26 protein-coding genes and 1 pseudogene are annotated in these 24826 nt (G+C 54.4%); 18 read left to right on the top strand and 9 right to left on the bottom strand.

Annotated elements, in window-relative coordinates:
• Positions 1-72 precede the first annotated feature (72 nt).
• The 8 genes from ABV300_RS08165 to ABV300_RS08130 all read left to right on the top strand — a co-directional run bounded on the left by ABV300_RS08165 (position 73) and on the right by ABV300_RS08130 (position 9431).
• Complete coding sequence (locus ABV300_RS08165) at positions 73-2532, top strand: GspE/PulE family protein (RefSeq protein ID WP_353714363.1); 2460 nt, start codon at positions 73-75, stop codon at positions 2530-2532.
• Between the two features lie 125 nt (positions 2533-2657).
• Entirely contained in the window at positions 2658-3863 is a 1206-nt protein-coding gene (locus tag ABV300_RS08160) for a type II secretion system F family protein (protein ID WP_353714362.1), read from the top strand.
• A 23-nt stretch (positions 3864-3886) separates the two neighbouring features.
• Positions 3887-4372, top strand: a complete 486-nt coding sequence (locus ABV300_RS08155; RefSeq protein WP_353714361.1) for a type II secretion system protein — start codon at positions 3887-3889, stop codon at positions 4370-4372.
• Positions 4372-4929, top strand: a complete 558-nt coding sequence (locus ABV300_RS08150; RefSeq protein WP_353714360.1) for a type II secretion system protein — start codon at positions 4372-4374, stop codon at positions 4927-4929. Before ABV300_RS08155 ends, ABV300_RS08150 begins: the two co-directional genes overlap by 1 nt.
• Before the next feature lie 17 nt (positions 4930-4946).
• Positions 4947-6113 carry a pilus assembly PilX N-terminal domain-containing protein gene (locus ABV300_RS08145; protein WP_353714359.1) on the top strand — a complete coding sequence of 389 codons (1167 nt, stop codon included), beginning with the start codon at positions 4947-4949 and terminating at the stop codon, positions 6111-6113.
• Positions 6114-6141: 28 nt separating this feature from the next.
• Positions 6142-6738, top strand: coding sequence for a hypothetical protein (locus ABV300_RS08140; RefSeq protein ID WP_353714358.1), 597 nt, complete (start codon positions 6142-6144; stop codon positions 6736-6738).
• A 4-nt stretch (positions 6739-6742) separates the two neighbouring features.
• The gene (pilM, locus tag ABV300_RS08135) at positions 6743-8203 is read left to right on the top strand and encodes a pilus assembly protein PilM (RefSeq protein WP_353714357.1); all 1461 of its coding nucleotides are present in this window, start codon (positions 6743-6745) and stop codon (positions 8201-8203) included.
• Positions 8204-8303: 100 nt separating this feature from the next.
• A complete protein-coding gene (locus ABV300_RS08130) occupies positions 8304-9431 on the top strand; it encodes a PilT/PilU family type 4a pilus ATPase (RefSeq protein WP_353714356.1) in 1128 nt (375 codons plus the stop codon).
• 64 nt (positions 9432-9495) lie between these two features.
• Here the strand turns inward: ABV300_RS08130 and ABV300_RS08125 are convergent, their stop codons facing one another.
• From ABV300_RS08125 to ABV300_RS08110, 4 genes are all read right to left on the bottom strand, one after another.
• Positions 9496-9852: a type II secretion system protein gene (locus ABV300_RS08125; RefSeq protein ID WP_353714355.1), complete on the bottom strand. Its 357-nt coding sequence runs from the start codon at positions 9850-9852 to the stop codon at positions 9496-9498.
• 91 nt (positions 9853-9943) lie between these two features.
• Positions 9944-10297 (bottom strand): type II secretion system protein, encoded by a 354-nt coding sequence (locus ABV300_RS08120; protein ID WP_353715387.1) that lies wholly within the window; start codon positions 10295-10297, stop codon positions 9944-9946.
• Positions 10298-10378: 81 nt separating this feature from the next.
• Positions 10379-10747, bottom strand: coding sequence for a type II secretion system protein (locus ABV300_RS08115; RefSeq protein WP_353714354.1), 369 nt, complete (start codon positions 10745-10747; stop codon positions 10379-10381).
• Positions 10748-11352: 605 nt separating this feature from the next.
• Complete coding sequence (locus ABV300_RS08110) at positions 11353-11655, bottom strand: zinc-ribbon domain containing protein (RefSeq protein ID WP_058439197.1); 303 nt, start codon at positions 11653-11655, stop codon at positions 11353-11355.
• A gap of 250 nt (positions 11656-11905) precedes the next feature.
• Between ABV300_RS08110 and ABV300_RS08105 the strand changes: the two genes are divergently transcribed.
• The 3 genes from ABV300_RS08105 to ABV300_RS08095 all read left to right on the top strand — a co-directional run bounded on the left by ABV300_RS08105 (position 11906) and on the right by ABV300_RS08095 (position 14765).
• Positions 11906-12532, top strand: coding sequence for a nucleoside monophosphate kinase (locus ABV300_RS08105; protein WP_353714353.1), 627 nt, complete (start codon positions 11906-11908; stop codon positions 12530-12532).
• Positions 12533-12653: 121 nt separating this feature from the next.
• Complete coding sequence (locus ABV300_RS08100) at positions 12654-13193, top strand: response regulator (protein WP_058439199.1); 540 nt, start codon at positions 12654-12656, stop codon at positions 13191-13193.
• Positions 13194-13241: 48 nt separating this feature from the next.
• Positions 13242-14765, top strand: a complete 1524-nt coding sequence (locus ABV300_RS08095) for a PAS domain S-box protein (protein WP_353714352.1) — start codon at positions 13242-13244, stop codon at positions 14763-14765.
• Between the two features lie 3 nt (positions 14766-14768).
• Here ABV300_RS08095 and ABV300_RS08090 read toward each other — a convergent pair whose 3' ends face one another.
• Together ABV300_RS08090 and ABV300_RS08085 are read right to left on the bottom strand one after the other, a co-directional pair.
• Positions 14769-15035, bottom strand: a complete 267-nt coding sequence (locus tag ABV300_RS08090) for a DUF167 domain-containing protein (RefSeq protein WP_353714351.1) — start codon at positions 15033-15035, stop codon at positions 14769-14771.
• The gene (locus ABV300_RS08085) at positions 15032-16459 is read right to left on the bottom strand and encodes a hypothetical protein (protein WP_353714350.1); all 1428 of its coding nucleotides are present in this window, start codon (positions 16457-16459) and stop codon (positions 15032-15034) included. Before ABV300_RS08085 ends, ABV300_RS08090 begins: the two co-directional genes overlap by 4 nt.
• Before the next feature lie 72 nt (positions 16460-16531).
• Here ABV300_RS08085 and ABV300_RS08080 point away from each other — a divergent pair, with 72 nt between their 5' ends.
• Positions 16532-17017 carry a CinA family protein gene (locus tag ABV300_RS08080; RefSeq protein WP_353714349.1) on the top strand — a complete coding sequence of 162 codons (486 nt, stop codon included), beginning with the start codon at positions 16532-16534 and terminating at the stop codon, positions 17015-17017.
• Here ABV300_RS08080 and rph read toward each other — a convergent pair.
• Together rph and ABV300_RS08070 are read right to left on the bottom strand one after the other, a co-directional pair.
• Complete coding sequence (gene rph / locus ABV300_RS08075; protein WP_353714348.1) at positions 17004-17726, bottom strand: ribonuclease PH; 723 nt, start codon at positions 17724-17726, stop codon at positions 17004-17006. The genes ABV300_RS08080 and rph overlap by 14 nt on opposite strands.
• Before the next feature lie 43 nt (positions 17727-17769).
• Positions 17770-19041: a glutamate-5-semialdehyde dehydrogenase gene (locus ABV300_RS08070; RefSeq protein ID WP_353714347.1), complete on the bottom strand. Its 1272-nt coding sequence runs from the start codon at positions 19039-19041 to the stop codon at positions 17770-17772.
• 150 nt (positions 19042-19191) lie between these two features.
• On the opposite strand from ABV300_RS08070, the gene ABV300_RS08065 reads away from it, so the two are divergent.
• Both ABV300_RS08065 and ABV300_RS08060 read left to right on the top strand, forming a co-directional pair.
• On the top strand, positions 19192-19800 hold the full coding sequence (locus ABV300_RS08065; RefSeq protein WP_353714346.1) for a YkgJ family cysteine cluster protein: 609 nt from the start codon (positions 19192-19194) through the stop codon (positions 19798-19800).
• Positions 19801-19896: 96 nt separating this feature from the next.
• Positions 19897-20736, top strand: coding sequence for a prephenate dehydratase domain-containing protein (locus ABV300_RS08060; protein ID WP_353714345.1), 840 nt, complete (start codon positions 19897-19899; stop codon positions 20734-20736).
• Positions 20737-20784: 48 nt separating this feature from the next.
• Here the strand turns inward: ABV300_RS08060 and nhaA are convergent, their stop codons facing one another.
• Entirely contained in the window at positions 20785-22119 is a 1335-nt protein-coding gene (nhaA, locus tag ABV300_RS08055) for a Na+/H+ antiporter NhaA (RefSeq protein ID WP_353714344.1), read from the bottom strand.
• Between the two features lie 147 nt (positions 22120-22266).
• Here nhaA and ABV300_RS08050 point away from each other — a divergent pair, with 147 nt between their 5' ends.
• From ABV300_RS08050 to fabG, 4 genes and pseudogenes are all read left to right on the top strand, one after another.
• The gene (locus ABV300_RS08050) at positions 22267-22692 is read left to right on the top strand and encodes a DUF177 domain-containing protein (RefSeq protein WP_353714343.1); all 426 of its coding nucleotides are present in this window, start codon (positions 22267-22269) and stop codon (positions 22690-22692) included.
• Between the two features lie 28 nt (positions 22693-22720).
• Positions 22721-22927, top strand: a pseudogene (rpmF, locus tag ABV300_RS08045) (50S ribosomal protein L32); the annotation flags it as partial.
• 225 nt (positions 22928-23152) lie between these two features.
• The gene (fabD, locus tag ABV300_RS08040; protein ID WP_353714342.1) at positions 23153-24085 is read left to right on the top strand and encodes an ACP S-malonyltransferase; all 933 of its coding nucleotides are present in this window, start codon (positions 23153-23155) and stop codon (positions 24083-24085) included.
• Positions 24076-24825: a 3-oxoacyl-[acyl-carrier-protein] reductase gene (gene fabG, locus ABV300_RS08035; RefSeq protein WP_353714341.1), complete on the top strand. Its 750-nt coding sequence runs from the start codon at positions 24076-24078 to the stop codon at positions 24823-24825. Before fabD ends, fabG begins: the two co-directional genes overlap by 10 nt.
• Position 24826 lies beyond the last annotated feature (1 nt).

The following is a 24826-nucleotide window of genomic DNA, read 5'->3' as shown; positions in this document are numbered from 1 at the left end:
GGCAATCGCAACTGTCAGGCAATTGAAGTATAATCAACCGGTGTTTGATTATTAAGTCGAAGGAAAGCCTGAATGCCCGCCATTAAAACTTCAGAAAACAAGAATATCGGAAACCGCCTGGCCAATTATATGCGCGGCCAGGGCTATGAGGTCACGGAGCAGGCCAAACTTCAGGGCCGCTCCGGGCTGGAACATTCTTTTGACCTGCTGGCCCGCCGTGATGATGGTTTTGCCAGCCGCACTATCGCCTTCGCCGTTCTGAACGGGATAACCGACCGCTCTTCGGCTGAAGCGGCGGTTTTCACCTTCGCCAACAAGACCTATGACGCCGGCATCTCGGAGCGGGCCGTCATCCTGCCGACCAATCTGGCCAAACAGGTCCAGGAATTCGCCGACAGCCAGAAAGTGCAGATGTTTGATGAAGCCTCCCTGCAGGTGCTGCTCCAGGAAGATACCGGGACGCCGGAGCCGCCCATTGTCCTCGACCGCCCTCTGAAATTCACCGACCGGGCTGACCTCATCAAAACGCTGAAAAAAACCGGTTATAAGGTCGAGGAGCACGCCAAGCTGACCGGCCGCAGCGGCATCCAGCATACCTTTGATCTGGTAGCCAGGCAGAACGGCACCCAGGAGCATCGGCTCGGCATTGATGTTTTTGAACATGGACCCACGCTGAACCTGGAAGAAATCGCGCTCTTTGATACCAAGGCTTACGACGCGCGCATCAATTCCAAATTCATCGCCACCCCGGCGATCCTGTCGGAGGAAGCGGCCCGGTTTGCCGAGAGCCAGAAGATCCGCATCATTGAACTCGGCGCCCTGACAGCGAAGGCGAAATCCGAAAGCTCTGCAGACACAGCGGATAAAGTTAAAGCCGTTGCGGTAGAGCCGGCCGCGCCGGCCGATGTTAAATCAATCGCCGGCGCCGCCGAGGCTGCAAAACCCGAGGCGGCTGAGACTAAGCCTGCCGCGCCGCCGTCTGATGTCAAACCTGCCGCCAATGGGGAAGCCAGGGCGTCTGAAAACGGCAAGCTGGGACGGGAACTGCGGCAGCTGCCTTCAGCCGAGGCTTTAAAAATCATCCCCGAAATCATGGCCCGGCGTTACAACGCCATTCCCGTCAGGATCTCCGGCAACACCATTGAGGTTGCCATGGCTAACCCCTCGGACATCCTGGCTCTGGAAGCCCTCACCGCTTACTCCAAGCGGCGGGTCAAGGCGCTGCCGGCCGATGAAAAAGAACTCAGGGAAGCCATCGACTTCAACTACAAGGGCTATGGTGAGGTCGATAAATTCCTGTCCCGGATGTCCTTCTCCGCCGACGCTACCGATGAAAAGCTGGCCATGGATGCCGCCGTGGATGCGCCGCTGGCCCAGGCGCTCAACCTGATTATCGAAGAAGCGGTCAAGGCGCGGGCATCGGACATCCACCTGGAGCCGGATGAAGAGCGGATGCGGGTGCGTTTCCGCATCGACGGTTCGCTCCAGGAAATGATGAGCCTGCCCATTTCGGTGCAGCGCGCCATCATTTCGCGCATCAAGATTCTTTCATCGCTCAATATCGCCGACCATCATCACGCCCAGGACGGCCAGTTTTCCACCCAGGCCGGTGGCCGCACCATCGATATCCGCGTCGCCACCGCCCCCACCGTCCACGGCGAGATGTCGGTGCTCCGGCTTCTGGACAAATCCCGCGGGCTGATGCAGCTGTCCCAGCTCGGTTTCAACAAGGAGTCGCTGGCCAAATACGAGAACATGCTGCGCATACCCTACGGCATGATCCTCATTTCCGGCCCCACCGGCGCCGGCAAGACGACCACCCTGTACGCCTCGCTCTCTTCGATAGATACCAAAACCAGGAACGTCATCACGGTTGAAGACCCGGCCGAATACCGGTTTAAGGATATCAACCAGATTCAGGTCAACGTCCAGGCCGGCATCACTTTCGCCTCTGGCCTGCGCAGCATTCTCCGGCTCGACCCGGACGTCATCCTGGTCGGCGAGGTCCGCGACGCCGAGACGGCCAACATCGGCGTCCAGGCGGCCCTGACCGGTCACCTGATGCTGTCTTCCATCCATGCCAACGATACCGTCGGCGTGCTTTTCCGGTTGATCGACCTTGGCGTCGAGCCCTTCCTCATCTCCTCGGCTATCATCGGCGTCGTCGCCCAGCGCATGGTGCGCCGCATCTGCCCCTACTGCTCGCATCAGGTCGAGGCCCCAGTCATCGAACAGGTGGCTTATGAGCGGGAAACCGGCGAAAAGCGTGCCAAGTTCACTTACGGCACCGGCTGCAAATCCTGCGCCTATACCGGTTATCTGGGCCGGGTCGGCGTCTTTGAGATCATGTATTTTTCTGAGACACTTAAACGGATGCTGCTGGACGGCGCCGGCTCTGCCGACATCCGCGCCCAGGCCATCCGCGAGGGCATGGTGACCATGATGAAGGACGGCATGCTCAAAGTGAAAGAAGGCATCACCACGCCGTCGGAAATATTGAGGAGCGCTTATTCGCCGGAAGAGCAGTACTAATTACTTCTGTAGTAATTTTGACTACATCGTAAAAACGATTGCGGCGCGTTGTATAATAGATTGAATGGTGACATATCGCTAGTGGAAACGTTGTTTAATGATGAAGACCATCGAAGGGTGAACAGATGAACTTCGCTTACGTGGCCTATGCTCAGGACCGCAAGCTGGTGCAGGGTAAAATCTCGGCCGTTGACCGCGACGCCGCGGCCAAACTGCTGCACCACAACGGCTACCAGGTGCTTTCGCTCAAATCCCAATCCAAGTTGTTCTCTGCGGCCGGTTCCTCGATGTTCACCCCCAAGGTCAAGCTGGGTGAAATCATCCTTTTTTCCCGCCAGCTGGCGCTGCTTTTAGAGTCCGGCACCGATATCGTGACCTCTCTGGAACTGCTGCAGGAGCAGACCACCAACGCCACCTTCAAAAAAGTGCTCTCGGCCGTCGCCAACGACATCCGCGGCGGCTCCTCCCTTTCCGCCGCCATGAGCAAGCATCCCAAAGCCTTCTCGCCGCTGTTCCACCGCGTCCTCTCCGCCGGCGAGCAGGGCGGCAACCTTGAGACCGTCCTCCGCAACATGGCGGACTTCATGTCCCGCATGAACGAGACCCAGAAAAAGATTAAAAGCGCCATGACCTACCCGGTGGTCGTCGCCGTGGTGGCCGTGATCGTCGTTTCCATCCTGATGATCTTCGTCCTGCCCACTTTCACCGACCTCTACCGGCAGCTCGGCACCGAGCTCCCCACCGCCACCCGCATCCTCATCGCCGTGACTGATTTCTCCACCCAGTGGGGCATCTACATCCTCGGCGCCCTGGTCCTCGGCGTCATCGCCCTCATCATGTGGATGCGCACCCCCATCGGCCGCTACAACGTGGACAAAGCCATGCTGAAGATGCCCGTCATCGGCCGCATCATCCAGCTTTCGGAGCTTTCCCGCGCCTCCCAGACCATCGCCCTGCTGTTCCGCGCCGGCCTGCCGCTGCCTGAAATCATGGCCCAGGCCGGGAATGCCACCTCTAACAAGATTATCGGCGAGGCAATCGGCGAGGTCCAGAAGGAACTCATCCGCGGCGAAGGCCTCTCTGGCCCCATGACCCGCCGCAAGGTCTTCCTGCCGATGATGGTGCAGATGGTCGGCGTCGGTGAGGAAACCGGTAAACTGGACGACACCCTCTCCACCGTCGCCCACACCTATGATATGGAAGCCGACGACCGCATCAAGGCCGCCATAGGCCTCATCCAGCCCGCCATGACCGTGATCATCGGCCTGATTGTCGCTTTCATCGCCGTCGCCCTGGTTTCCTCTATGTACTCAATGTACGGGCAGCTGTAATGCGTAGAAGGAGAGGTGGCCTCATGGCCGCCCCGGTGAACAATAGAATAAGGCTTAAGAAAAACGGCTTCAGCTTCATCGAAGTGCTGATAGCGATGTTGATTCTCACCGTTGTGGGTGTAGCCTTTTTGATAACTCTTCAGTACGCATTAAGGGCTAATATGCTGGATGACGCCAAGTCGACCGCTGAAAGTCTTGCCCGCAGCCAGTTGGAAAGTATAAAAAAGGAAGCCTACCTGGATTTCTCTAAAGTGCCGGTCGATCCGCTAAGGCCCAAGGATGCTTACGATATTGTGTCGTTTACCGGCGATTTTGCAATTACTGTGACCGTGGAACCTGTAGATCCCACCACTGGCATTTTAAATACAAAATTGCCAGGTTCCCCAGAGGTTTGGTCTTGGGACAGGGGCATCCAAAAAATAACTGTGGTCGTCCAATTTGATGTCAGTAACAATCCTAATGTTTGGGACGGCAGCGTCACCATCGAAGGTTACAAGGTGAATCGGTGATGAACGCAAGAACTCTTATAAGAATAAGCAGACGTGAGCGTGGCTTTACCCTTGTCGAGATTCTTGTCGCCATGGCGATTCTAACTGTGATTATGGCTGCCGTTGCCATGACCACTATGTCCATTTTCAATACCAATGATCTTAGCCAAAACCGCACCCTGGCGATAAGAAATGTTCAAAATGCCGGCCAGTGGATGAGCCGTGACGCTTTACAGGCAACTCATATGTCATTCGGTGGGGTGAATGGCTTTGTCCTGACTCTAACTGAAGACCTTACTGCCTACGTCGGCAGCCCAAGTGTAAAAGTGATAACCTATCAGATTGTTGGCAACAATTTGCAGCGGACAGAAACTATTAATGCGGGTGCACCTTCAACACAGACTATCGCATCAGGTGTACAATATTTTGCGGACATTGCTGATGCTACTGCGCCAACATGGTTTCGTCAGGCCGGAGCTGTGTTTGAGTTGAAAATTACCGTGGTTGTCGGTACAGGGAATAATGCCGCTACAGAAGTCCGTTTTTATAAGATAGAGCCGCGCCCTGATAACGTATAGGGCAAGGGGGTAGGGAGATGAAAAATCTGATAAGGTTCGGCAGACGGCAAAACGGTCAGGCGTTGATTCTCGCCATGATCATGCTTGCGATAGGCGGGCTCATTATTGGCCCCTTGGTAGGGCTGGTCACCACCAGCCTGAACGTCGGGCGGAATGTTGAAATCCAGGTTGAGGACTATTATGCCGCGGATGCCGGCGTTGAGCACGCTCTCTGGGAAATCCGGCAGGATCCCCAGGATTCATCCAGAGTCCCGGTGATGGTGACAGATTTCAGGGAATTCAACTTACTCACGCCGACAAACGGCGAGACCGTCCACGTAAAAGTCACCAAACAAGCCTCCAACCTTTACAAGGTGGAGTCATCCAGCACAGGCACTGATTCAAATACTCTCATTACCGCTTTTATCATTAGTACTAACCTGAACATTTTCGATGGCGCGATGGTTGCCAGTAACGACATCACTCTGAAAAAAGATGCCTATATTAATGGTGATGTCTTCGCATTGGGTGAATTTGACGCCCAGGGCGGCTTGATTCACGAAGACGACAATGATGGAACACCTGAAATCATCGAAAATGCCGCTGGTTTAGTCTTCCCGACCGCTCAGGAAAACGCCGCCTTTGCTCTTGGATTTAAGACAGAGGCACTGGTCGGCGGGACAATAACTGGCAACTATAAGATCAACGATCCGCCTGGCGCCAGTATTACCGTAGATTTTGGGCCGAAATATATAACGGGCAACTTAACCACGGATAAAAATATCATCATTAACCTTCATGGGACCATCTATGTTGAAGGAACCATTGACATCGGTCAGGATACTTTGATTCAAGGTACCGGTAGCATAGTTGCCGTCGGCAATATCGGGTTTGAGAAGATCGGCAATTACGGCACGAATCCAACTGGAAATGATTTGATCTTTTCGGTCAACGGCAGCATTGATTTCCGTAAAGAAGCCGACTTGGAAGCTTTGATTTATGCCCCCAACGGCGGCATATCGTTTAAGAAAGAAGCGGAAATCATTGGTAGCGTAATCTGCGGCCAGGGCATTGATATCCCGGAAGATATTAGTGCGGATAAGAACTTTTCTATCATTTACAATCCCGAGTACAAAGATACCATGAATCTTCCGGGTTTCAATCCAACCGCCGTCCGCACCTGGAATATCACCGCCGCACCCTAACCCCCAACAACTTGAACAAGGAGCTTGAATGAGAATTAGCAAGGCGTTCATCACCATCCTCTTCCTGGGGCTCTTCATTATCGCCGGCGTCCTGCTTTACATGCTGTGGCAGGATGAGCTTGACCGCCGTGACACCCAGGAGGCGCTTCTGACCTCCACCCAGGCGCTGCTGCCGCCCATTCAGGCTAATGTGACGGCCGCGCAGGCTGACCTTACCGCCGCCCAGGCCAAGCTGGCCGCCGCCCGTGAGTCTCTGGCAGAGTGGCAGGCCGTCTGGCCCACCCCGCCGCCCGTGGCCGCCATCCAGACCATTGACTACGGCGCCAAGCTGTTCATCCTGGCCGCCAACAACCAGCTAAACCTGGTGGAGTTCCGCGGCAATGAGCCGTCCTCCGTCACCATCGGCGGTATCAAGTACCAGTCCACGGACATGGAGATCAAGGTCTCCGGCGCCATCCTCAAGATCAATGACTTCATCGGCAATCTGGAAACCTCGGACCCCTACCTGACCGCCACCATAGACGCGGTCTCTATCACCTTCTACACCGAGTTCGATCCTGAGATCGGCGGCGTGCCGCTGCCGGATGCCCTCATCACCATCAACATTCTGGCGCTGGAAAGGTAAGCCGATGGCCAAGAAACTGACTACTATCTATATCGAAGATAACGAGATCAAGCTCATGGTCACCGCCGGCAAGACGGTGGAAAAATGGGCCTCCATGATGCTGGATTCCGGCATGGTCAATGAAGGCGTCATCATGCAGGAAGACGCTGTGGCGGAGCGCATCCGCTCCCTGGCTTCCTCTCATGGTGTGACCGGCGAAGTGACGGCCGCCATCTCTGGCCTGAACTCCATCTTCCGCCTGGTCAACCTGCCGGAAGTCCCCAAGAACATTCTCGATGATGCCCTCCAAGCCGAAGGCGCCCGGGTCATCCCGGTGCCCATGGACCAGGTCTATCTCTCTCGCCAGGAGCTGCAGTCCAGGGCCCCCCACGAACTGCGCTTCTTCCTGGCCGCCCATCCCAAAAACGCCACCGATGCCCTGGTGCGCACCATCCAGAAGGCCGGCCTCAAGATCAAGGTCATGGACATCGCTCCGCTGGCCCTGGGCCGCAGCGTCCACGTCCCCCGGTCGGTGGTCGTCAACACCTGGCTGTCGTCCATTGACATCATCATCCTGGTTGACCGCGTACCGGAGGTCATCCGTTCCTTCTCCATTCCCATGGACGTCGGCTCTGACTCTGAGCGCCTCATGTCCATCGCTGAGGAAATCTCCCGCACCGTCACCTTCTATAACTCTTCCCACTCGGAAGCCCCGTTCGGCGCCGATGTACCCGTCCTGGTCGCCGGCGAACTGGCCCGCAATAAAGACGCCTGGACCGTCCTCGGCGGCGATGAAGGCCACTCGGTGGAAGCCATGACCTCCGGCTTCACCATGCCGGAAGGCTTTGATATGACCCAGTACATGGTCAACCTGGGCATGGCTGTCCGCCAGGCCGGCGACGGCGAATACGGCTCGATGATTGACCTTAACGCCATGCCGGCTGCCTACCTGCCGCGGGGCGTCAACTGGTTCAACATCCTGGCCCCGGTCGCCGGCGTCCTCCTCCTCGGCGCGCTGTATTACGGCTGGACCTATGTGGAGGACATCAAGACGGAAACGGACACCATCCAGCCCAAGATAGACGCCCTGACTGTCCAGATCGCCCAGGAGCAGGCTAAGCTGGCCGGGCTGAAAAAGCAGATCGATGACGTCAATGTCCTTGTCCCGCCGATAGATAAAGAAGCCCTGGCCCTCCGCTCCGCTTATGAATCACTGCGGGAGCAGCGTGAATTCGCCTCCGGCATCGTCCGCAACGCCTGGATCCAGAAGCCGCTGCTCACCGTGACCCTGGAGAGCGTTGTTTGGGACGGCTCGTACATGATCGTTACCGGCGTCGCCACCAAATCGGAAGCCGAAGTCTTCCTTTATGCCACCCAGCTCCGCAACACTCTGCGCTTTGAGAACGTCGTCGTCACCGAAATAATCAAAGAGCTTACTGAAGACACCAAGGTGTATGTCTATAAGTTCACCCTGACGGTTTACTAAGTCATACGTTACTGATATCGAGCCCCGGAAGCGGGGCTCGATATCAGCGGTTTATCATCCAATCGGCGTGGTTCTATACCGGAAGGTAACCTGTTGTCTTATGATGGATATATTTGAGCTCATCACCCAGGCTAAAGACCGCAACGGCTCTGACCTCCACATGGTGGTGGATTCGCCACCGCTGGTGCGCGTCCGCGGCGCCCTGGAGCCCCTGGACGGCGCCACGCCGCTTACCCCTCAGGACAACATCGCCGCCCTGTCCCAGCTGGCAGAGCCGCGTGACCTGGAGACCTTCCAGCGGGAGCTGGAGCTTGATTTCGGCTTTACCATGCCCGGCGTCGGACGTCTGCGCTGCAACGCCGCCCAGCAGCGTGGCGCGGTGTCGCTGGCCATCCGCCTGCTGCCGCCGGACATTCCCACCATAGATGAGCTTGAGCTGCCCCAGATCTGCAAGGACCTGGTGATGCGCCCCCGGGGACTCGTCGTCGTCACCGGCCCCACCGGCTCCGGCAAGTCCACTACCCTCGGCGCCATGATCCAACATTTGAACCACAACGCCGCCAAGCACGTCGTCACCATTGAAGACCCCATTGAATACGTCCATCCGTCTCTCCGCTGTGCTATTACCCAGCGCCAGCTCGGTACCGATACCCGCTCCTTCTCCCAGGCCCTTAAGCACGTCCTGCGCCAGAACCCTGATGTCATCATGGTCGGCGAGATGCGTGACCTGGAGACCGCCGCCGCCGTGCTGACTGTCGCGGAGACCGGTCACCTTGTATTGACCACCTCCCATGCCCCTTCCACCCACCAGGCGCTGGAGCGCATCATTGACCTCTTCCCGCCGCATGAGCGCCACCTGGCCTATACCCGCCTCGCTTCGCTTCTCATGGGCGTGCTGTGCCAGACCCTCGTGCCCCGCGCCGCCACCAACGGCCGCATCGCCGCCGTGGAGATCATGCTGGCCAACACCGCCGTCCGCAACCTCATCCGTGAGGAAAAGCTCTACCAGGTGCCCAACGTGGTGCGCACCAGCCGGGATGAGGGCATGCTGACGCTGGATGAGTCCCTGGTGGATCTTTACAAGCATGAAAAGATCACTCGTGAGACGGTTTATGATTACTGCGCGGATACTGAAGAGATTGAGCGCCTGTTGGGCGCCCGGCCGAGGGCTGCGGCTAAGCGGAGGACTGCGGGTGGCGGTGGGATGTACGCGTGCTTTATCGAATAAATTAACGTACCGAAAATAGAAAAGAAGCCTCAAAAGAGGCTTCTTTTCTATTTTACCAGTTAGATCAACCGACTTTGCCTAATTGAGTTACATCACCATATAAGCTGATATTATATTTAAATACGGTTGGATTTTGAATATATCTTGCTGGATCGGTGAGATCCGCGGATGGGTTGGGGATAATTCCCTCATCGGAATATGCCCGGCTAATTTCGTGGGGTAAATCGGTACTGAAGCTTAATGCTGCTGATACCGCAACAACCACGTTGTGTAACTCTTCAGCGGCCGCCGATTCTCCGCCCTCGCCTATAAACTTGATGACATTTGGAACCGCGATGCCGGCGAGAACAGCGAATATTGCAAGAACAACAAGAATTTCTAGGAGTGTGAAACCTTTTCTTGATTTAAATAATTTAATCAATGCTTTGTGCCTCATGACTACTTTAATATGATATACGGAACGTAGTCAATACTTTTTAGAAAAGTGACAACAAAGCGTTACAAAGTATCAATTAAGGCCAGGTATATTTGTCGCCTTGCGTAATTCCACCTGATGAAGTTATCGTATAAGAGTAGACGGTAGGGCTAAGTAAAAATTTTGCTGGGTCATTATCCGCTGCGGAGGGGTTGCTCGGAATACCTTCATCAGAGTAGGTAAAACAAGTTGGAGGCGTTGAGGTGCTTGATGAGAGAGCAGCCGTCACGGCAACGGTTACGTTATGCAATTCAGCGGCTTTTGCCTCATCTGTGCCTTCGCCTACGAATTTCAAAACGTTCGGAACCGCTATCACAGTCATCGCTGCGAGTATCGAGATCACAACTAGAAGTTCGATAAGAGTAAACCCTTGTTGACTACGGATCCTCATCAAAGTCGCCTTCATGAAAAATGTGCTTAGAAACAGAAGAATCCCAGATTATGGGATTCTTCTGTTTCATGCGGCTGTTTATTACGGCCAGGTATATTTGTTGCCCTGAGTGATGCCACCCGATGCGGTGATTGTGTAAGCGTAGACGGTCTTGTTGACCAAATATTTAGCAGGATTGTCGACAGCCGCACCAGGAGTCGATGGAATGCCTACATTGTCGTAAGCAACTACTGCCGGGGGATTCGCTGTGCTTGAAGCCAGAGCAGCGGTGACAGCAACGGTCACATTGTGCAACTCGGCAGCTTTTGCCTCATCATTGCCTTCACCAATGAAGCTGAGGATGTTCGGCACCGCCACGGCGGCGATGACGCCCAGGATGGCAATGACCACCAAAAGCTCAATCAGGGTAAAGCCTTTCTGGCCCTTGCGGAATTTCTTTAAGAACTTCATCTGTTTGTCACCACCTTCCCGTTCATGTTTTTTATTCTTAACTGAATGACAGTTCAGTTAGCGAAAAAAATTATATGTGGCAGGCTTGAATATAGTCAATAGTATCTTAGTACTGCCAGCTTTGGAAATTAAGACCTCTAAACCCGGTCTTAATAGTACCCGCGTACTTCGCTTCCTATTCTGTTAAACGCGCTTTCGTTCGTAATGTCAGGCAATTCGCCAGCCTGCCCGGGTATTTTAATATGAATTTAAGGCCGTTTCTATCGTTGAAATGACTAATTACGCAAGCGTTTTGACTACAAAACTGTCAACATTGTCGCGTAACTGGTGAAATATGCGGCGGCTTCGGAAAAAATATTCCCCCAAAAACGACAGAACTGCCTTGACAGCTATATCGTACGTGTGTGCTATAATCTCTGCGTTCCCCCGCGTTTTGAGATTGGAGATCGCTCATGGTGAAAACTTGCTGCCGCCCGGTGTTGCGTTCATTCGCCGCGCGCGGCAGTGAATCGTACCTTTCGTTTTCACAGCGCGGCCTGGAAGATAATAATAAGAGAGCCCTTCAGAAGAAGGGCTCTCTCTCAGCTCACCTGTCGATGCGGTTTCTAGTAAGCGCTCTTGGACTTCGCGAAGCAGTCGCTGCAGTAAACCGGGCGGCCGTTGCGCGGCTCGAAGGGCACCTGAGTCTCGCGGCCGCATGCGGCACAGACAGCGGGGAACATCTGACGGGGACCGCCGGCGGAGGCGCCGCCGCCACCACCGCGGGTCTGTTTCCGGGTTTGGCGGCAGGAAGGGCAACGTTTGGGCTCGTTGGTGAAGCCCTTGGAAGCGAAGAACTCCTGCTCGGAAGCGCTGAAGGTGAAATCAGCGCCGCAGTCTGCGCATTGGATGATTTTGTCCTGGGCCATGGGATGACACTCGCTCCTTTTTTTATTATACTTTGGTTTACGGTTAGGCCATCCGGACCGCGGGACAAACCTGGGCTGGGATACCAACTTTCAACCGCACTAGAGTATGCCATTACCCTGTCAACGCTGTCAACTTGTTATCGGGATTATCCGAACGCGATTCTTAGACTCCCGCCGTTATCTGCGATTGTCACCAGCCTGGGGAGTAGTGATGAAATCGGGACGTTATTCAAGGTATCGGGTGTTTTAGGTGAACAATCTAATACGATTGCCTCAGGCTATTTTGTTACTGGGTCCGACTGGCTCCGGAAAGACGCCGCTTGGCGAGGCACTGGAGAAAAGCGGGTTTCGCGGAAGGCGATGCCGCCATTTTGATTTTGGTGCTAGCCTGCGGAGCTGCGCGCCGGGACTTGGTCCTGAACTCACTCCTGCCGAGCTCCAGGTAGTACGAGAGTCACTCGCTAACGGCGTGCTTTTAACGGACCAACAATTCCCGATCGCTGCTAAGATTCTGAACGAGTTCATCTCCAGCATAGATAGGGACAGTCTCATTATCCTGAACGGTTTGCCGCGGCATGCCGGTCAGGCGGCGGCACTGAACAGCCTGGTTGAAATGGCTGGGGTAATTGTCCTGGAATGTGACGCCGGAACGGTGATGAGGCGAATTGTAAGCGATACAGGGGGCGATCGGGGCGGTCGGTGTGACGACAGCGCCTCCTCGATAGCTAGAAAGCTGACGATATATGAACAGCAGACGATGCCTCTGATAGAATATTACCGGAGTCTCGGGGTACCGCTTCTGTTGGTAGACGTGGGTGTGAACGACGGCGCTGAAACAGTAAGGCTTGCCGCTGAAGCTGCTCCAGAAGTCATTTGACCGGTCTTGGACAATTTCACCGCCGGTATTAGAACTTCACTAATCCTTGACTAACAATGTCCATAATAATATACTTATGCCGTTTTTCGGGTTTAAAGCGTTTGATTAAGGAGATAACTTGATGCCGGAATTACTGACTGTGCGCGAAGTTGCGGATTATCTTAGGGTCACCCAGAAGACGGTCTACAGACTGCTGCAGCAGGGATCGATTCCGGCGCTCAAGGTTAGCCACAGCTGGCGGTTCGACAAAGCCGCTATTGACGAATGGCTGCGCTCGACTGCGGTCGGCGCCAAAGCCACCATACTGGTTGTCGACGACGACCAGACCATACGTGACCTGTTCCGGGATATCCTTGAAGATGCCGGTCACCGGGTCATAACTGCGGGTTCAGGCGCTGAGGCGCTGGAATATATTAAAGCCAAGGATTTCGCCCTGGTCTTCCTTGATCTCAAGATGCCGGGTATGAGCGGCGCTGACGTCCTGCGTAAGATCCGCGCGTTAGATCCGGATTTGCCGGTGACCATCATCACCGGATTCCCTGATTCCGAATCAATGGCTCAGGCGCTGTCGCAGGGTCCGTTTGGCGTAATGAACAAGCCTTTCGGAGAGGCTGATGTTCTTAACGCGGTGAAAAGCTTTATCCGCATCGGCCGAAGCTAATACGCAGCCGATCTGAAGTTATGATCGATATTTTATCGGACGAATCAGATGCCCGGTCGTGACAACGGCAAAAACCAGATTTCCGTTAGAGATTCCATCGAGCAGCGTCTGCTGGCTGATGCGGCTTCGACCTTCCGCACTATGTTCGAACGCAGTGGCACCGCCAAGGCTGTACTTAATGAGCATGGCATCATTGTTATGGCCAATGAGACGCTTGCCCGACTGGTTGATCTTTCGGTCGGCGAGATAGAAGGAAAGCACTCCTGGTTTGAGTTCGTCGCCGAGTCTGACCGGAAAAAAGCTCAGGAATATCACCGGCTGCGCCGCAGTCACCCGGGTACTGCCCCGGAACTCTATGAATTCCGTTTACTTGATCATAACGGCAGCATCCACGAGATAGAAATCAATGTAGCCATGTTTCCCGGGACCGACCTTTCGCTTCTTTCGTTGATCGATAATACCCACTTGAAAACGGCGCAGGAGATGGGACGGCTGACCCGGTTTGCAGTCGAAAACGCGCCCGAATCGATTTTCTGGCTCAACGAAAGCGGCACTCTGATGTATGCCAACGCCGCTGCCTGCCGCCTGCTTGGTTATAACCTCGGGCAGATCATGTCGCTGTCTATTTATGAAATAGATGCCGGCCACACCAAGCGTGACTGGCTTAAACTATTTAGGGAACTCAGGCAGGCTGGTTCAATGGTTTGGCAGTCGGAGTACCGGCGTCAAGACGGGCACGTACTGCCGGTGGAAATCCTGATTACCTATATACAGTTGAACGATAAGCATTATTACTGGGCTTTCGCCAGGGATGTGACGGCTACGCGGCAGGCTGAAAAGCGAGAACAGCAGCTTCAAACCGAGTTAAATGTATCGGGACGGCTGGCCTCTGTCGGTGAATTGGCAGCTGGCGTCGCCCACGAGATTAACAACCCCTTGACTGGAATTATCGGCTTTTCGGAGAGGCTACTCCGTAAGGCAACTGATGAAAAAATAGCCGCTGATTTAAAGAGGATCCATTCCGAAGCGCTTCGAGCTGCCAGGGTAGTCCAGAACCTGCTTACCTTTGCCCGTCAGCGCCAGCCAAGCAAAGAACCCGTGGATGTTAACAGCATCGTCAAGGAGTCATTGGCTTTACGTGAGTATGAGTTGCGCCAAAGGGGCATTCAGGTTGTGACTCATCTGGCGGAATTGCCATGTATCATGGCAGACCAGTATCAGTTAGAGCAGGTGCTGGTCAATCTGATTGTCAACGCCGAACAGGCAATCGCGACGGCCGGCAGAGGCGACAGGTTGACCATTACTACCGGCGTTCTTGATGAGTTCATCGTGGTGACCGTGGCAGACAACGGGCCGGGCATCAAACCGGAGTATTTGGACAAATTATTTGATCCATTTTTTACCACTCGCGGCGACAGTGGCGGCACCGGACTCGGCCTGTCGATTTGCCACGGTATAGTTGCGGAACATGGCGGGCAGTTGACCGTGTCAAGCGAACTTGGGGATGGCGCGGTTTTCACCGTCGCGCTGCCACTGAAAGAAAACCGATGCCCCCGGCCGGATGAATCCTAGTTGTCACGAGATTAGGCGGCGTTTCACTTCCTCCGGTGTCAGGCCTTCAAAAGAAACAGACTTATTCCGGCCGAAATGCCCTCGGATTATCTGAATGGCGTCTTTCGGCAAGCCTAATTCACTGGAAAGGTATTCGATAAGCGCCGCATTTGCGTTGCCTTTCTGCGGAACCGCTGCCACCTTTATTTTTATGGAATCGGCATAAAAACCGACGACCTCGGTCTGTTTAGCGCCTGGCTGGACCCGGAAATCAACGTATGCTTGACTCACGAACGCACCATAGTGGTAGGAGTATGGAATGGTTCGGCAGTTACGGCCCTGCCCTGGTATTCAATGAGCAGGGCGGCGATTACAACCAGGTCTATCAAGAAAAAATAGGTGTTGAAACTCCGCCAAGCAAAAAATATTGGCATGACTGAAAGCAGCAGGCCGGCTTGAGGATGACGGCCTCCTTTAAGGGAATACCAACCCAATCCCCCAAAAAGAACTGTAATCTCTAATGCTGTAAACAGCAGCGGAGAGTCAATATTAATCATCCCGGTCTGTACCAGGCTTACTAGTCCGACGCCAAGGGGATAAACCCGATCGAATATAGGTGCTGTGACTGAAGCCAACCAGAGCGCGGGATCATCGACAAGAAAAGGCAGATTAATGGCTATGAATATACTGGCGGCAACCAAGGAATACCCGAGTGCGCGGCTCAAGCCCCAACAGTGAAACACGTATACGCTCGCGAATGGCAATAGGAACCAGACTGTCTGGTAAGTAGCCGCAGCCGCTCCCAATAACAGCGCGCTGACTAAAGGTTTCCTGGGAATCAACAGCCAGCCGGCAAGAATGAAAGGGAAGAGCAGCAGCCGTTTTTCCAAACCGATAAGGCCACCGACCCACAATTCCAGGCTAACTGCTGCTGCTAAGATAAAAACCATCCAAAAACGGCGCGGCAACAGGCACAACCCGGTAACAATACCAATTAACAAGAAGAAAGCGACAACGTACTGCATATTGACTACCCCGGCAGAGACAAAAGGCACCTGGATTAAAAAGGAACCCGCGGGGTACGAAAGACGAGATTCCAGTTCGACAGGTACCTGTTCCGGGTTCAGCCTGGCTTGTTGCCACACAGAATTAAGTTGTTCTTTGGCTGGGTACGGGAAGACATCGGCGAATCTGCCTTCCTGCAGCGGCGTAAGATTGATGTAAGGTCCGAAATTTTCCTGGTGACTGTCATAGTCCTCCATTGCGGTGATGACATTAGCCGAAATATATGGATTTTGGCCTTCGATAAAGTTAACCGTAGCCTGTTGAACGAGGGCCGCACCGTCAGAATAGCGGGGTTGTGACTTGAGATAGGCAAGCATACCGTCAATCGGCGGACTGAAAGATGCGGGTTCGATAAGGCTAGTTTTCAGCCCGGCGAACAGTACGCCCGTAGCCAGGCCTAGGCTCAGTAGGCACAGTATGGCAAATTTAGATATTTTTTGTAGGCGCCAAGCCCAACCCGATGCGAAGACGTCAGTCTGCGGCAAGGTCACAAGCCACAGAGTGATAAACCACATGAGCCATAATATAATTCCCAGGACAGCTTTGCCCTGAGTCACTATATAAGGACTACCGGTCGCCGCAGTGAATCCGAGTTTGCATAAAACGCTGATGAAGAATAGGCTGAGTCTTGGAGTTGAAAAAGTGATCACGAGTCTGATAATAATTCTTACCGCCGGAGATTATAACACAGGTTTAAAAATCCCATCAGGAACCGGTGAAGATTGGCCGTAGAAGAACAGAAGATCGCCGAGTCGCTCCTCCGTAGAGGCCTTTCGATAGGTACGGTGGAATCCGCCACTGGCGGGCTTATAGCTGTCAGATTGACCTCGGTACCCGGAGCCTCCGAATTTTTCAGGGGTGGGCTGATTACATATCATAATGAGATCAAACTGCGTTTAGCCAGCGTAAAATACGAAACCCTGATGAATTACGGTGCTGTCAGCGCCCAGGTGGCTGAAGAAATGGCTGCCGGTGGGCGCCGGACGCTCGGTGTTGATATTTGTCTTTCGGATACCGGCATCGCCGGGCCGGGAGGAGAAACCTCAGCCAAGCCGCTCGGCTTATTCTATATCGGGTTGGCTACTCCCGAAGGGACATGGAGCCGGAAATTCATCTTCAAGGGCGACCGCGATAAGAACCGGGAATCGGCAGCGGCGGCAGCGTTGAAGTGGGCCGCGGAATATTTGGGGAATTTTAAAGGCTCTTAACCGCCTCTAATTGTATCTCGAACAATCTCTTAATCCCTGCTTCTGCCAAATCCAATACACCATCCAGCACCGCTTTTGAATAGGCCTTTTTTTCCGCCGTGCCCTGAATTTCGATAAACTCACCACTGCCGTTCATCACCAGATTGAAATCAGATTCGGCTGAACAATCCTCCTCGAAACAGGGGTCAAGCAATATATTGCCCCGATTGACCGCAACACTGACTGCCGCCACTTGAGTTTTCAGCGGCATCTGTTTGATGACACCAAGGCGTCGCAGCTTTTCAAAAGCGATGAAAAGCGCGATATAACCACCGGTAATTGCAGCCGTTCGGGTACCGGCGTCTGCATGGAGGACATCGCAGTCAACGACGAAGCTTCGCTCGCCGAGAGCAGATAGATCGGTAACTGCCCTTAGAGAACGACCGACCAGCCGCTGTATTTCCTGGCCGCGGCCGGACAATTTGCCCTGGACTGATTCACGCTGGGTGCGTGTTGAAGTCGCCCGAGGCAGCATGGCGTATTCCGCGGTCACCCAGCCGGTGCCGGTGTTCTTAAGAAACTGCGGTACTCGTTCTTCCATTGAAACGGATACCACGACTCTGGTATTCCCTTGCTCAATCAATACCGAACCTTCGGCATATGGCTGAAAGCCGGGAGTGATCTTTATTGAGCGCAGTTGATCAGGACCGCGGCCATCTATTCTTGGCATGTGTAACCTTTTCAAGTTCGTTGTGATCGACAAAGACGCAGTCTTAAGGCCGGATGTGGCCCGAACCGTAGACCAGCCATTTGTAGGAGGTGATTTCTTTGAGACCCAACGGGCCGCGGGCGTGCATCTTCTGCGTGGAGATGCCGACCTCCGCCCCCAGGCCAAACTGTGCGCCGTCAGTAAAGCGAGTGGAGGCGTTGACATAGACCGCCGCGGCGTCCACCTCGTTCATGAAGCGCGAAGCGGCGGAGTAATCCTCGGTGATGATGGCCTCTGAATGACCATCGCCGTAGGCGGCAATATGGTCAACAGCTTCGTCAAGCGAGTTGACTACCTTGACCGCGGCGGTCAGGGACAGGTACTCCTGACCCCAGTCATCCTCGATGGCCGGCACCAGCTTCAACCCGGGACTTTTTGAAAGGATCTCCGATGAGCGCGGGTCGCAATGTAACTCCACGTTCATTCTGTTTAACTCGGTGGCGGCTTTGGGCAGGAAGTGTTCGGCAATATCCTTGTGGACTAGAATGGTATCCAGGGCGTTACAAGCCGAAGGCTTTTGAATCTTGGCGTTGTAGACAATAGCCACGGCTTCCTCGATCTTGGCTGAAGCGTCAACGTAGGTGTGGCAGACGCCGGCTCCGCCGGCGACTACTGGAATGGTAGAGTTTTCTTTAACGAAATTGATCAGGCCGGTACCGCCGCGAGGGATAACCAAGTCGATCTGGTCGCTCATCTTCAGGAGATTCGGCACCAGGGCTCGGTCCGTCGTGTCGAAAAACTGGACGGCGTTACTGTCGATACCTGAGGATTCTATGGCGGCGATGATGACCTCGACCAGCGCCTTATTGGAATTTAGCGTCTCCTTACCGCCGCGCAGGACCACGGCATTGCCGGATTTGAGGCACAGTGCGGTGATGTCCACCGTGACGTTGGGCCTGGACTCGTAGATTGCGGCAATGACACCGAGAGGCACCCGCTTTTTGCCGATGACCAGTCCGTTGGGCAGAGTGCGCATGTCGAAAAACTCACCCACCGGATCGGGGAGAGCGGCGACGCATCGGACGTCGGCGGCTATGACCTCAAGACGATGTTCGGTCAGGATGAGGCGGTCAAGCAGGGCAGGGTTCATGCCGGCGTTCTTGGCCTCGATCTGGTCAATGGCGTTGGCCTCTAGTATCCGGTCCTTTTGGAGAATTAGGCTGGCGGCCATGGCCTCAAGCGCTGCGTTTTTTACCGGCGTGGCGGCGTAGGATAATTTACGACTGGCCTGTTTGGCGTGGTGGCACTTCATCTTCAGTTCGTTGAGAGCGTCCATAGGTTCACCTGTAAAAGAAATCAAGGCCAGTATAGATGAAGACCGGCGGAGGGGCAAGGTCGCGGCGCCCGTCCCGGTAAGATAGGTATTCAAACCTGGACTCCTATAGATAAGGCTGGCGGTGGTTATAGAGTACCTGTAAGATAGATAATGTCGAAGTGCTCGGGAGGTTTCGGTGTGCCCCAATCAGCTTCAGATGACAGACTGGAACAGGATTTAGCCGCAGTCCAGGCCATGGTGGCTGATAAACGGCAAAAGGTGGGTATAAAATACGATCGTTTTATCACCCGGGTGGCTGAGGTGCTGCGGGCGAACTATCCTTCGGCATTCCCGATGCCCGATGACCAGCTGAAGGAACTGGTGGCAGCAGTTGATGTCATCGGTGAAGAATCCCGCGGCCTATTGAAGAAGCTGGGTGAATATTGCGCCGGCTGTGGCTGGTGCTGCTCCCGGACCAGCAAGATCGTGGTCAACCAGAAAGATGCCGAACGCATCAGTCGGGTACTGCGGCGGAGGACAGAAGACTTATTTTCCCATGGAGGGAATGAGTGGACGATCAAGGATGCCCGTCCCTGCCAATGGTGGAACCCTAAAAACGGCCGGTGTACCATTTACAACATCCGCCCGGAAACTTGCCGTACCTGGCCGCTGGCGATAAATGAGCGCGGCCAGAAAATGCTGCATCCTGTGGTGGAATGCGCGTTTGCCGTGCTGGTGCTGGCCGACAAGGTGGTCAGGCATCTGCGGGGGATTCATTAAGGCAGGTGCCGGTCCACAATAAATCTATTGCCATTGCCCGGGATTATGGTTATCATTAGTTTAAATTGATCAGATCTAATCTTCTAGGAGTCTGAAATGATTAAAATCTCGATTCAGGGCGCCCGGGGGTCATTTCACGATATCGTTGCCCGTAAGAAATTTCCTGGAGACTCCGAGATAATCGAGAGCGAAACTTTCAAACAGGTTTTCGAAGACGTCCATAAAGGTCTGACTGACTACGGAGTTGTAGCCATTGAGAACTCGCTCTACGGCTCGTTTCTGGAAAACTACGATTTTCTTTTTAAATACGATACGCGTATTGTCGGCGAAGAATATATGCGCTTGGTGCTCAATCTGATCGCCCTTCCGGGAACAAAGATGGAGAACATTACTGAGGTTTACACCCACCCGCTGGCTATGAGTCAGGCGGAGGAATTTCTGGACAAACATCCCAAGATGCGCCGGATCGAAGCTGAAGATACCGCCGCTGCTGTACGCCTTATCAAAGGTCAGGACCTGCATACCGCGGCGGCCATTGGCTCGACGCTGGCTTCTGAGATCTATGGCATGAAGATACTTGCCCGCGATATCGAAACCGAAAAAAAGAACTATACGCGTTTTTTGATTATCGCCAGGCCTGACACGCCTTACGACCTGGATGCCGATAAAACTTCGCTGGTGGTTCATGCCAAAAATATTCCGGGCGCCCTCTTCCATGTCCTAAAGTGTTTCAACGACGAGAACATTAACCTGTCCAAGATCGAGAGCCGTCCTATCGTGACCAGCCGCGCCTGGGACTATAACTTCTATCTGGATTTTGAGAAAGGGTTAAACGCCCCGGCGACGCAGCGGGCACTCAAGGAATTGGAAAAGGTTGCCGACCGGATAAGGGTTCTGGGCAGCTACAAGCGCGACGACAAAGTTGACGAGCAATAAGTACAGAGGGTCCTAAAACACTGTCTCGGGTGATTTAACTCTCGGATTTTATTTCTCGTCGAGCTTGCACGTCGGCGGCGGCAACCGCCATAAATAGAACACACCGGCGGCGCCCGCAATCAATGACGCGCTCACAATTGCCAGCTTGGCGGAATCGATAAGTCCGGGTTCCTCGAAAGCCAATCCCGCGATGAATATTGACATGGTGAATCCCACTCCGCCGATGATTCCGGCTCCGATAATGTGATTCCATTGGCACGAATCCGGCTTTCTTATCCAGCCCAGTCGGCTGATTAGGAATGTCATTCCGACAATACCGAGAGGTTTGCCGATAATCAAACCGGCTAAGATACCCCAGGCTACCGGCTGCATCAGGTTCACGTCGGAGCCGCCGAGAGCGACACCCGCGTTTGCCAGGGCGAAGACCGGCATGATCAAGAAAGCGCTGAACGGGTGGAGTGAATGCTCCAGCCGCAGCAGGGGATTCTGCACCTGTTCATAAGCCTCGCCGATTTTTTCGACCGCATCCTGCTGCTCAGAAGTTAGCAAGACGTTTTTCCGCTTGCCTTCCGCTCCGCCGAAAGTATCCAGCTCCAGCCTGCAGGTATCGACAAACTGTTCGCTGGTGATTTTTTGGCGTACCGGGATCGTAAAGGCGAGGATCACTCCGGCTATGGTCGCATGGATGCCTGACTGGAATACCAGATACCACAATACTGCCCCTAAGGCCAGGTAGGGTACCAGTTTCTTGACTCCCCCGGCGTTCAAAGCGATAAGCGCGCCGGCAATTACCGCCGCGCCGCCTAAGGCCGCCCAATCTAGGTTGGAAGAATATCCGATGGCGATAACCAGAATAGCGCCCAGATCGTCGATGACTGCCAGCGAAACCAGGAAAACCTTGAGTGCTACCGGCACCCGGTTGCCCAGAAGCATGAGAAAGCCTAGGGCGAAGGCAATATCTGTGGCCATTGGAATGCCGAACCCGTGGGGATTCCCGTCTTCGGCCATGTTGAAACCCAGGTAGATGGCGGCAGGAACAATCATCCCGCCAAGAGCGCCTAAAGCCGGGAAGGCCGCCTTGGCCGGGGATGATAACTCACCGACTAAGAGTTCGCGTTTGATTTCCAGCCCGATCAATAGGAAAAAAAGCGCCATTAAGCCGTCGTTGATCCAGTGGGCTAGTGAAAGTTCAAGCTGGAAGCTTCCGAAACTGAAACCGGCTTTGGTATGCAGGAAGTGGAAGTAAGACTCCGATATGGGCGAGTTGGCGATAATCATGGCGGCAACAGCCGCCCCGAAGAGCAGGATGCCGCCCGTTGATTCCCTTTTTAGAAAACGTTCGATGGCGCTGATAAATTTGAGATTACCGAATGCTGTACTCATATTGCTGATTCCTTAATAAATGACCGACTATTTTAACAATTAATGTGGTTGCCGTGCTACTGAGCCTTAGACTTGAACACCTGTTCAGCTTGAACTTGCTTTAAAACAGGTCGTTGTCTATAATACAACGCTTGTGGAGGATGCGGCGTGCTAAGTTTTAATGTGGCGCAGCTGGAAAAAGGGCTTGTCGGCGCCACGCGAGACTATCAAATTGACGATTCATTGACGGTGGAAGGCGTTTCGGTCAACGTCAAAGGCGAAATCAAATTCACCAGGACGCCGCGTTCGGTGTTAGTCAAGGCGGACTTCAAGACGATCTTGCCCCAGGAATGCTGCCGCTGCCTTGACGAATACCAGTGTCCCCTGGAGGTCAGGTTCGAGGAAGAATATTTACCAACGCTGGATGTGACCAGCGGCCTGCCGCTGGATATTGAAGAAGCAGCAGAGAACTTTACCATTGACGAACATCACATCCTTGACCTTTCAGATGCTCTGCGCCAGTACATCATCCTGTCCCAGCCGATGAAACCCCTTTGCCGGGCGGATTGTCCGGGCATTAATACCAAGCAGTAACACTAAATAAGGATATATGGAGAAATAGATGGCCCCGCTACCTAAACGGAAACTCGGTAAATCACGTCAGGGCGAACGGCGCAGTCACTTGCACCTGGAACCCAAGGAATTGATGGAATGTCCCCAATGCCGCCAGCCGATGCTGCCGCATCGCGCCTGCCCGTCCTGCGGTGTCTACGACGGCCGCGTCGTTCTGGATCTTGAGACTAAAATTAAGAAGAAGTCGGAAAAGACCGACAAAGCCGCCAGAGAAGCTGCCGAAACCGCCAAAGCTGAAAAGCCCGAGAAATCAAAGAAGACCAAGCCTGAAAAAGCGGAGAAGACCGCTAAGTCTGATAAAGACAAAAAGGTCAAGGCGGAAAAGCCTGCGAAGCCAGAGAAGCCAGCTAAGGACAGGAAAAAGGCCGAGTAATTTTGGCGCACGCTTTGATATCGCTTGACAACGGGAGAGGGGCGACAGGTGGTTAAACCGATGCTTGCCTTCGTGTTTCCCGGCCAGGGTGCCCAGGCGCCGGGTATGGGTTTGGATGTCTATGAAGAATACGATTCAGCCCGGGCGGTGTTCAAAGCGGCGGATGAGCGATTGGGTTTCTCCATCTCCCGCCTGTGCTTTGAAGGCCCGGAGGAAAAACTCAGAGAGACGGCTATCGCCCAGCCCGCCATCATAACGGCTAGCCTGGCTTATTTAGCCGCCCTCCGTGATATGGATATTTTGCCGGAACCTGATTTCGTAGCCGGCCATTCCCTAGGCGAATATACTGCGCTGGCTGCCGCAGGCGCGCTTGATGTTGACGATGCCGTTCAACTGGCTGCTTTACGAGGACGGCTGATGCAGCTGGCAAGCCAGCAGTCGCCCGGTGTTATGGCCGCGGTGATGGGGCTGGATGAAGCCGTCATCAACCAGACTGCCGCCGAGTTCGGTATCTTTGTCGCCAACTACAACTCGCCAGGCCAGATCGTTATCTCAGGTGACCGAGATAAGATGACCGCCGCCTCTGAAATATTGGCCGGCAAGGGCGCAAGGGTAGTGCCGCTGGCTGTCTCCGGCGCGTTCCATACGCCCTTGATGGCGCCGGCAGCCGAAGGTTTGAGCAAAGTTGTCGAACGCCTCAATTTCAAAGACACCGCTGTCCCCATTGTGGCTAATACCACTGGCTTGCCGATCACCGGCGCCGAAGATATCCGGGCCGAGCTACTCAAACAGTTGACGACCTCGGTCTACTGGCAGAGATCGGTGGAGTATATGATCGGCGCCGGAGTCAGCACGTTCATCGAGATCGGCCCTGGCAAAGTTCTGTCCGGGCTTGTCCGACGTATTAACCGCGACGTCAAGACGATTAACATTTCCGAGGCGCAGGCAATTAAAAACCTTCAGGCTAATCCATGGAATTGAGGCGGCTGGAAGGCAAAGTCGCCGTAGTCACCGGCGCTGGCCGAGGTATTGGCGCCGCGATTGCCCGCCGCTTCGCCGCCGAAGGCGCGTCTCTGGTTCTGAACAGCCTGTCCGATTCAGCTTCCAAGATCGCTGACGAAATCAACGCCGCCGGCGGCAAGGCCGTGCCGGTACAGGGCAATGTATCAACCGCCGCCGAAGCGGTCCGGGTTATCGAAGCCGCGAGTGCCAGCTTCGGTCGTCTGGACATCCTGATCAACAACGCCGGCATCACCCGCGACGGCCTCCTCCTGCGGATGAGTGAAGAAGACTGGGACGCCGTCCTGGATACCAATTTGAAGAGTGTTTACCTCTGTTGCCGCGCCGCGCTGCGTCCAATGCTCAAGAGTCGTGGCGGCGGGCGGATTATCAACCTGTCATCCGTAATCGGTCTTTCCGGCAACGCCGGTCAGGCTAACTATGCTGCTTCCAAGGCCGGTATCATTGGTTTTACCAAGTCATTGGCCAAGGAATTGGCTTCCCGGCAGGTGACAGTGAATGCTATAGCGCCTGGTTTTATTGTCACCGACATGACCGCCGGTATGACCGGCGAAGCCAAAGAGGCGCTCCTAGCCCGCATCCCGCTGGGAAGTCTCGGCGCGGCTGAGGATATAGCCGCTGCCGCCGTCTTCCTGGCCTCCGAAGAAGCGCGCTACATTACCGGCCAGACCCTGACCGTCGACGGCGGAATGACCCTGTAAG

The sequence above is a fragment of the Dehalogenimonas sp. 4OHTPN genome, from assembly GCF_040448695.1.
GTDB lineage: Bacteria > Chloroflexota > Dehalococcoidia > Dehalococcoidales > Dehalococcoidaceae > Dehalogenimonas.
The sequence above is the reverse complement of the archived record's forward strand: the minus strand, read 5'-3'. Positions and strand labels throughout refer to the sequence as shown.

Excerpts from the sequence above, each read along its gene's own strand:
- ABV300_RS08165 (WP_353714363.1), top strand. The coding sequence starts at position 73 with ATGCCCGCCATTAAAACTTCAGAAAACAAGAATATCGGAAACCGCCTG.
- ABV300_RS08160 (WP_353714362.1), top strand. The coding sequence starts at position 2,658 with ATGAACTTCGCTTACGTGGCCTATGCTCAGGACCGCAAGCTGGTGCAG.
- ABV300_RS08155 (WP_353714361.1), top strand. The coding sequence starts at position 3,887 with ATGGCCGCCCCGGTGAACAATAGAATAAGGCTTAAGAAAAACGGCTTC.
- ABV300_RS08150 (WP_353714360.1), top strand. The coding sequence starts at position 4,372 with ATGAACGCAAGAACTCTTATAAGAATAAGCAGACGTGAGCGTGGCTTT.
- ABV300_RS08145 (WP_353714359.1), top strand. The coding sequence starts at position 4,947 with ATGAAAAATCTGATAAGGTTCGGCAGACGGCAAAACGGTCAGGCGTTG.
- ABV300_RS08140 (WP_353714358.1), top strand. The coding sequence starts at position 6,142 with ATGAGAATTAGCAAGGCGTTCATCACCATCCTCTTCCTGGGGCTCTTC.
- pilM (WP_353714357.1), top strand. The coding sequence starts at position 6,743 with ATGGCCAAGAAACTGACTACTATCTATATCGAAGATAACGAGATCAAG.
- ABV300_RS08130 (WP_353714356.1), top strand. The coding sequence starts at position 8,304 with ATGATGGATATATTTGAGCTCATCACCCAGGCTAAAGACCGCAACGGC.
- ABV300_RS08120 (WP_353715387.1), bottom strand. The coding sequence starts at position 10,297 with ATGAGGATCCGTAGTCAACAAGGGTTTACTCTTATCGAACTTCTAGTT.
- ABV300_RS08115 (WP_353714354.1), bottom strand. The coding sequence starts at position 10,747 with ATGAAGTTCTTAAAGAAATTCCGCAAGGGCCAGAAAGGCTTTACCCTG.
- ABV300_RS08110 (WP_058439197.1), bottom strand. The coding sequence starts at position 11,655 with ATGGCCCAGGACAAAATCATCCAATGCGCAGACTGCGGCGCTGATTTC.
- ABV300_RS08100 (WP_058439199.1), top strand. The coding sequence starts at position 12,654 with ATGCCGGAATTACTGACTGTGCGCGAAGTTGCGGATTATCTTAGGGTC.
- ABV300_RS08095 (WP_353714352.1), top strand. The coding sequence starts at position 13,242 with ATGCCCGGTCGTGACAACGGCAAAAACCAGATTTCCGTTAGAGATTCC.
- rph (WP_353714348.1), bottom strand. The coding sequence starts at position 17,726 with ATGCCAAGAATAGATGGCCGCGGTCCTGATCAACTGCGCTCAATAAAG.
- ABV300_RS08070 (WP_353714347.1), bottom strand. The coding sequence starts at position 19,041 with ATGGACGCTCTCAACGAACTGAAGATGAAGTGCCACCACGCCAAACAG.
- ABV300_RS08065 (WP_353714346.1), top strand. The coding sequence starts at position 19,192 with ATGTCGAAGTGCTCGGGAGGTTTCGGTGTGCCCCAATCAGCTTCAGAT.
- ABV300_RS08060 (WP_353714345.1), top strand. The coding sequence starts at position 19,897 with ATGATTAAAATCTCGATTCAGGGCGCCCGGGGGTCATTTCACGATATC.
- nhaA (WP_353714344.1), bottom strand. The coding sequence starts at position 22,119 with ATGAGTACAGCATTCGGTAATCTCAAATTTATCAGCGCCATCGAACGT.
- fabG (WP_353714341.1), top strand. The coding sequence starts at position 24,076 with ATGGAATTGAGGCGGCTGGAAGGCAAAGTCGCCGTAGTCACCGGCGCT.